Annotated in this window: 5 protein-coding genes; all 5 read left to right on the top strand. The window is 63.2% G+C overall.

The window, feature by feature from the left end; all coding sequences use genetic code 11:
- Positions 1 to 3,063 (top strand): Ig-like domain-containing protein (locus tag QZ266_RS09985; protein ID WP_295694656.1); only part of this gene is annotated, 3,063 nt, incomplete at its 5' end.
- A 114-nt stretch (positions 3,064 to 3,177) separates the two neighbouring features.
- Positions 3,178 to 4,824, top strand: a complete 1,647-nt coding sequence (locus QZ266_RS09990) for a GspE/PulE family protein (protein ID WP_295694658.1) — start codon at positions 3,178 to 3,180, stop codon at positions 4,822 to 4,824.
- Positions 4,817 to 6,019 (top strand): type II secretion system F family protein, encoded by a 1,203-nt coding sequence (locus QZ266_RS09995; RefSeq protein WP_295694660.1) that lies wholly within the window; start codon positions 4,817 to 4,819, stop codon positions 6,017 to 6,019. Before QZ266_RS09990 ends, QZ266_RS09995 begins: the two co-directional genes overlap by 8 nt.
- Before the next feature lie 10 nt (positions 6,020 to 6,029).
- Complete coding sequence (gene gspG / locus QZ266_RS10000; RefSeq protein WP_295694662.1) at positions 6,030 to 6,452, top strand: type II secretion system major pseudopilin GspG; 423 nt, start codon at positions 6,030 to 6,032, stop codon at positions 6,450 to 6,452.
- A gap of 3 nt (positions 6,453 to 6,455) precedes the next feature.
- Positions 6,456 to 6,908, top strand: a complete 453-nt coding sequence (locus tag QZ266_RS10005) for a Tfp pilus assembly protein FimT/FimU (RefSeq protein WP_295694664.1) — start codon at positions 6,456 to 6,458, stop codon at positions 6,906 to 6,908.
- The last annotated feature ends 124 nt before the right edge of the window (positions 6,909 to 7,032 follow it).

Raw genomic sequence — 7,032 nt, forward strand, 5'->3', positions numbered from 1 at the left:
GTCTACACCGCCACGATCACACCGGCTGCCGATGGCACGGTGACGGTTGATGTCGCGGGCGGTGCCGCTCAGGACAGCGCCGGCAATGATAACACGGCCGCAACCCAGTTCTCGATCGAGAATGACGGGACGGCGCCGACCGTGGCTCTGACAACAGGCTCTGCCGATCCGGTCTCTGGTGCCTTCACGATCACCGCGACTTTCTCGGAAGCCGTCACAGGCTTCGCCATTGGCGACTTCTCGGTTGGTAATGGTGCCGCATCGAGCTTCTCCGCGACCAGTACAACGGTCTACACCGCCACGATCACCCCTGCCGCCGATGGCACGGTGGCGGTCGATGTGGCCGCCGCCGCCGCCCAGGATGGCGCCGGCAACGGGAATGTCGCCGCAACCCAGTTCTCGATCGAGAATGACGAAACGGCCCCGACCGTAGCGTTCGACGGTCCCGCTATCGACCAGGTCGGGACCTTCACCTTGTCTGTCGACTTCTCCGAGGACGTGACCGGCCTGGTGCTGGCCGACTTCGCCGTCGGTAATGGCAGTGCCGCCAATCTGGCCGGCTCCGGGAGCAGCTACACACTCGATATCACGCCGACGGCAAGCGGGTCGGTCACGGTCGACCTGGCCGCAAACTCGGCTCAGGACGCTGCCGGAAACGGCAATATTGCCGCGACGCAGTTTGCGGTGGACGCTGATCTGAGCCTGCCGGAGCTGGACAGTCTCGTCGTCTCCGATGCCGATATTCGTCTCGAGGATGTTGGCGGAAGCGTCACGCTGACGGCAACCTTCAGCGAAGCCATGAATGCAAGCCAGACGCCGGTCTTCACATTCTCGACCGACCTCTCGGCAACATTGTCGCTCGATAATGGAGCCTTCTCGGCTGGCAATACGGTCTATACGGCAACCTACAGCGTGGCCGATGGCGGCCAGGTAGCCGCGGATGTCGATGTGACCGTGTCCGCAGCAGCGGATGCCGCGGGCAATGCCTTGCCAGACAGCCCGGTGAGCGACCTTCTAAGTGTCGAAATGCGCCGCGGCTCCCTGTCGGTCGCCGTCGCCATCACCGGGGCGACTGATGGAAGTTTCGACTTCAGTGGTGATCTGGGCGACTTCTCCGTCGCGACGGCCAGCCAGGCCGGCGCGACTAGCTTCGATGATCTGGCCGAGGGCAGTTATACCTTCACTGCGGCCGCTACCGATGGCTTCAATCTCGATGCGATCAGCTGCACCGGCGGAACATTTGTCCTCGATGCTGTCGCGGGCAGCGCAACGGTGACATTGGGCCCGACGGACACCGTGTCCTGTGAATTCACACAGGTCGCCGAGCCGGATGTTGATGAAACCGTCATTCCGGAAGTCACAATCGAGCTGCCGACGCTGGCCGATGATCCGACCAGCGCCACCAGCAGTTTCGATCTGGAAAACGTCGGGGGTGAGGCCTTCTACTTCACCGCGTCGACCGACCAGCCCTGGCTCGCCATCGACCCGACCGCAGGCTCCATTCCTGCCACCGGCAGCCTTGAATTTACGGTCAGCTTTACTTCGGCCGTGCTGGATCTGGCACCGGGCGCCTACACGGCAACAATCACGGTTGTCGAAGTCAGCCCTCCGGCTCAACGCGGTGGTGGTAGTAAGGCCAATACGCTGGAAACACTCCAAATTCCGGTGAACATTGCCATCGAACCGCGTCTCGGTGATCTCACCATCATCACCAGCACAACTGCTCCGGAAGAGGGTGAGGGAAGCTTCTCTTATGCCTCGACGCTCACAGCGCTGGACGGGCAAACCGTGACGACGACCGGCGGCAATGCCAGCACCACCGTCAATGATGTGCTCCGCGGGAGCTACGTCCTGACCCAGTTGGCGTCGGACGGCTGGGATCTCGCATCCCTTTCTTGCACCGGCGATCTGGACGGCGGCAATGTCTATGATCTCGCGAGCGGTCAGGTCACGATCGACCTCGATGCCGAGGAGAACATGGTCTGCACCTTCACCAACCGGCGGAATGAGGACTATATCCGTGGCGTGACCCTGTCGGCGATCCGCAACTTCATGGCTGCGCGTGCCGACCTCATCCTGACCAACAGCCCGCGTCTGGCCGGGCGGATGCGCAGCGACCGAAGCTCGGCAACGCCGAACAGTTTCGCTGCCGATTTCCGCGACGGACGGTTGAACGCCCAAATGTCGACGAGCCTGAGCGCCCTGCGTCAGGCAGTCGAGGCGAGCCAGCCGCAACAGCCGGGTGATGAGCGTTTCTCGCTGAATGGCCGGACCGGCATGTCCAGCTTGGATGTCTGGATGCAGGCCAGCGTCGCGAGCGTCTCGGACAACAGGGCCGGACTGGGTTCCGATGCCGATTTCTCAATCGTGCATGTCGGGACGGACATCATGGTCTCCGAGAATGTTCTCGCCGGTGTGCTGATCCAGTACGACCAGACCGACATGACGACAGGCGACTGGAATAGTGCGGTCGAAGGGAATGGCTGGATGGCCGGTCCGTATATGGTCGCGCGGATTTCGGACAATACCTATCTCGACCTGCGCGCCGCGTGGGGACAGTCGGACAATACCGTCAATCCGATCGGCACCTATACAGACAGCTTCGAGACTGACCGCTGGTTGATCGAGGCGAACCTGGCTGGTGACATTCTGCATGGTGGGTGGCGGGTCACGCCGGGTGTCGGTCTGGCTTACTTCCATGAGAGCCAGGACGCGTATACCGATACGCTTGGCATCGTCATTCCCGGTCAGACGGTCACGATCGGGAGACTCTCGGCCGGACCGGAAGTGGCCTACCGCTTCGAGAACGCCGCGGGCGGCTATGTCGAGCCTTACCTCAACGTCACGGCACTTTACGACTATGATGATGCCGATGTGTTCAACGCCGCCGGAACCCTGCAAACGCTCGGTCATCTGCGTGGTGACGCGCGGCTGGGTCTGACCATGGAGATGGCGAATGGCGGCCGGATCTCGGGCGAGGTGTCAATGATCGGCCTGGGCGAAGGCGATTTTGAAGCCAATAGCGCCATGCTTCGGATCCGCTTGCCGCTCTCGATGCACTGACCGCTCAGGTCATCTGCCGCGCTTCAAACTGCCAAGGCGCGTTCGCCTCTGCCAGGTCCTTGATCTGGCGGAGGCCCTCGCCTTGAAGGCTTGCGCGACCTAAGCTGGGACCCAATGACTCAATCGCGCGAAGACATCGAACAGGGTCGACTGGACCGACTGGTGGCAGCCGGCGTGGTTAGCCGTGCCGAAGCTGCGCATGCATCGGCATTGAAAGCCGGCGCCCGGGAGCCACTGGACATCATCCTGACGCGAGCGGGGCTGGCCAGCGAGGCGAGATTGGCAGCCTTTTTCGCTGCCGAGGCCGGGCTCGCGCACGCCGAGACGATCGATGATATCGGTGTTTTCGATGCGCCCGTGGATCTCTCTGAGTTCAATCCCGACTTTCTGGTCTCGGAACGCGTGATCCCACTCGGCACGCGCGGTGACACTTGTGTTGTCGGCCTCGTCGACCCGATGAATCACGACGCGCTCGATGGACTCCGCTTTGCCAGCGGGCGGTCCCTGGCCCCGCTCGTGGTAACGCACTCGCTCTTCAACGCCTTGTGCTCCGATCGTCTGACCGCCGAATCTGGCGATGAGCCTGATGAGGGCGAGGGAGTTCTTGATATCAGCCTCGATGCCGAGCGCTTGCGAGACTTGGCAACGGCCGGCCCGGTCGTCCGTCGGCTCGACAATCTCGTGGCCCGTGCGACGGACGCGCGCGCTTCCGATATTCATGTCGAGCTCCAGCATCGCGAAGCGCAGATACGATTGCGCGTCGATGGCGTCCTGAAGGATCATATTGCCTGGCCGACCGCCCAGGCGCTCGCCGTGATCTCGCGTGTGAAGGTCCTGGCGGAACTGGACATTGCCGAGCGCCGGCGGCCGCAAGACGGGCGTTTCTCGATGCCCGTTGCCGGTCGCACGATCGACCTTCGCGTGTCTGTCGTTCCCGGTCAGTATGGCGAGAGCCTTGTCCTGCGCCTGCTCGACCCGGAAGCGAGCCTCCGCGGCATCGAGAATCTCGGCCTGTCGCAATCCGTCAGCGAGCCTGTTGAGGCCATGCTGAACATGCCCCATGGCTTGATCCTCGTGACCGGGCCGACCGGCTCCGGAAAGACCACGTCGCTCTACGCTTTCCTTCGACGTCTGGCGAACGGAGAGCGCAAGATCCTGACGATCGAGGATCCGATCGAATATCGATTGCCCGGGGTCGCCCAGTCGCAGACAAATCCCGCGATCGACCTGACCTTCGCGAACGCTTTGCGGGCGTTTCTGCGGCACGATCCGGACGTGGTCATGGTCGGGGAAATCCGCGATGCGGAAACGGCCAGAACCGCGATCCAGGCGGCGATGACCGGCCATCTCGTCCTGTCCACACTGCATACGAATGACGCTCCATCGGCGATCAGCCGGCTGCAGGACATGGGGATTGAGGACTTCCTGTTGGCTGCAACGCTGGTCGGTGTCGTTGGCCAGCGTTTGGTCCGGCGCACTTGCCCGAATTGTGAAGGGGCTGGATGCGGCCGCTGCGAGGAGACCGGATTTCGGGGCCGATTACCTGTGGCCGAGGCCTTCCGCGTTGATGATGCGATCCGGGCTTCGATCCGGGAGGGCGCGCGTGAAACCGGTCTCGAACCTGTGCTGAAACGGGCCGGCTATCAAACAATGTGGCAAGACGGCCTGGCCTTGTGCGCAAGGGGTTTGACGACGCGAGCGGAATTGCTGCGAGCGCTCGAAGACACAGGCCAGGCGGACGCGGAGCAGCCTGGTGTCTGAACCACGACTTTGGCGCTATCTCGCGGAAAACGCGTCCGGCGGTGTCGAGCGAGGCGATATCCTGGCCGGCAGTTCCAGCCACGCCACCCAGCTTCTGGCAGCGCGCGGCGTGGTAGCCGTGGAGGTCCGGGAGGTCGGGTTATCCGGTAACCCGGCGCGGTCCGGTCGGCTGCCAAGCGCTCACATCGCGGACTTTACGGAAGACCTCGCGGAGCTTCTGGGGGCAGCCGTGTCGATTCATGACGCGCTTGCCAGCCTGGCTGAAGGCGAAACGCGTCGGCGTCTCAGGGAGTTCATCCTGCGCCTTGAGGCCCGTGTCCGTGGTGGTCATTCGCTCAGCGAGTCCCTGAAAAGCGATCCGGCCAACCCGCCGCGCATCCTGATCGCCATGACGGCCGCAGGTGAAGAATCCGGGCAATTGGCTGCGTCGTTGAACGATCTCGCCGTGCGTTTGCGAGCCGAGCAGACCCTGAAACGCGACCTGGCCGGTCAGCTGGCCTATCCAGCCGTTCTGGTCTGCCTGATCTATCTGACCCTCGTCTTCCTCGCCTTTATTGTCCTGCCGCAGTTCGAGATCGTGTTCGCGGATTCTGCTGTCGAGCCGCCGGCCGAAACTCGTTTCGTGATCGCAGTTGGCGCTTTCTTGCGCAGCTATGCGGTCTGGATTCCGGTCGGGCTTGTCGGCCTGGCCTGGCTGTCCCGGGCGGCGATGGCCCGTTTCCCGCTCGTTGCCACCCGAATCCGCCGGACCGTGCCGATTATCGGACCCGCGATGTGGAAACTGGATGCCGCGGCGTTTGCGCGGACTCTGGGTGTCCTTGTGAAGGCTGGCCTTCCGGTGAACCGGGCCGAGCAAGTGGCGCGCGGCGCTGTCGGGGATGCGGGAATGCGGGACGGGATGTCGAGGGCGGCGGATCGGGTCCGCGGCGGAACAGCCTTGTCGCGCGCGCTTGATGAGCAGAACATCCTGCCGCGCGATCTGATCCGGCAAATCCGCCTCGGCGAGGAAACCGGTGCGCTGGACACTTTCCTGCTGCGAACCGCCGACCGCTATGAACGCATGGCGCGATCGCGTCTGACTCGGGCACTGGAGTTGCTCGGGCCGGTTTTGATTGTCATCCTTGGTGCGTGCGTTGCTGGTGTCATCGCCGCGGTTATGTCGGGAGTTCTCAGTCTCAATGACGCTGTGTTCTAAAATGAAGCCCATGCGTAGCCGGTCTCGCAAGGAAGCCGGCATCACCTTGTTCGAACTCCTGGTCGTGCTGGTCATCATCGCTCTGCTGGCGACGATCGTTGCGCCACGCGTGATCGGATATGCGGGCCGCTCCAAGGTCAATGTCGCGACAGCCCAGCTCGCCTCGATTCAGACGTCACTGGAACTCTACTACCTCGATATGGGGCAGTATCCGAGCGAGGCTGACGGGCTCACCGCCCTGGTCGAGGCGCCGGAAGACGCGCCCGCCTGGCAAGGTCCCTATATGCGAAACACGTCCGGACTGACGGATCCGTGGGGGCGGGCTTACAGTTACGGGCTGGATGAGACGGGTGAGCGTTTCACGATTGGCAGCCTGGGTCGGGACGGACTGCCGGGTGGCGAAGGAGAGGATAGTGACCTATCCCGCAGCTGATCGATGACCGTGTCGCGGCGCACTCGGGGCTTTTCTCTTTTCGAGATGCTGGCGGCGCTGGTTGTTCTTTCCCTCGCCACAGGATTCGTGGCCAGCCGCCTTCGTCCCGCCAGCGCGTCCGATAGACTGGATCAGGCGGCCGTACAGCTGGCCGATGACTTGCGGAGAGCCCAGCTCGAGGCCCGACGTGCCGCGGCTCCGGTGCCCGTCATCGTGACCGAGACCGGCTATCGCATCGAGGCGGTCTCGGTCCACCGCGAGTGGCCGACCGGACTGGATTCCAGTTGGCAAAGTCGTAGTCGCAATGGGTGGCGCCAAACTGAGGCACTGAACATGGCCGGGCGTCCGCTATCCCGTGAAGAAGCCAGAATACTCATACGGCTGGAAATGGTGGAGCGGGTCGTTCGTCTGGACGCAATTTCGGGACAAATCCATGTCGACCGCCCGATGCAATAACGACGGATACGCCATCCTTGAAGCCCTGGTCGCGCTCGCGATCGCGGCGGGAGTGCTGACGGCGACCATGGCAGGGTTGGCCGGCCTGGCCCGCGGAGCCCGCCAGGCGGACCAGGTCCAGCAA

This window comes from uncultured Maricaulis sp., from assembly GCF_905480005.1.
Classification (GTDB): Bacteria; Pseudomonadota; Alphaproteobacteria; order Caulobacterales; family Maricaulaceae; genus Maricaulis.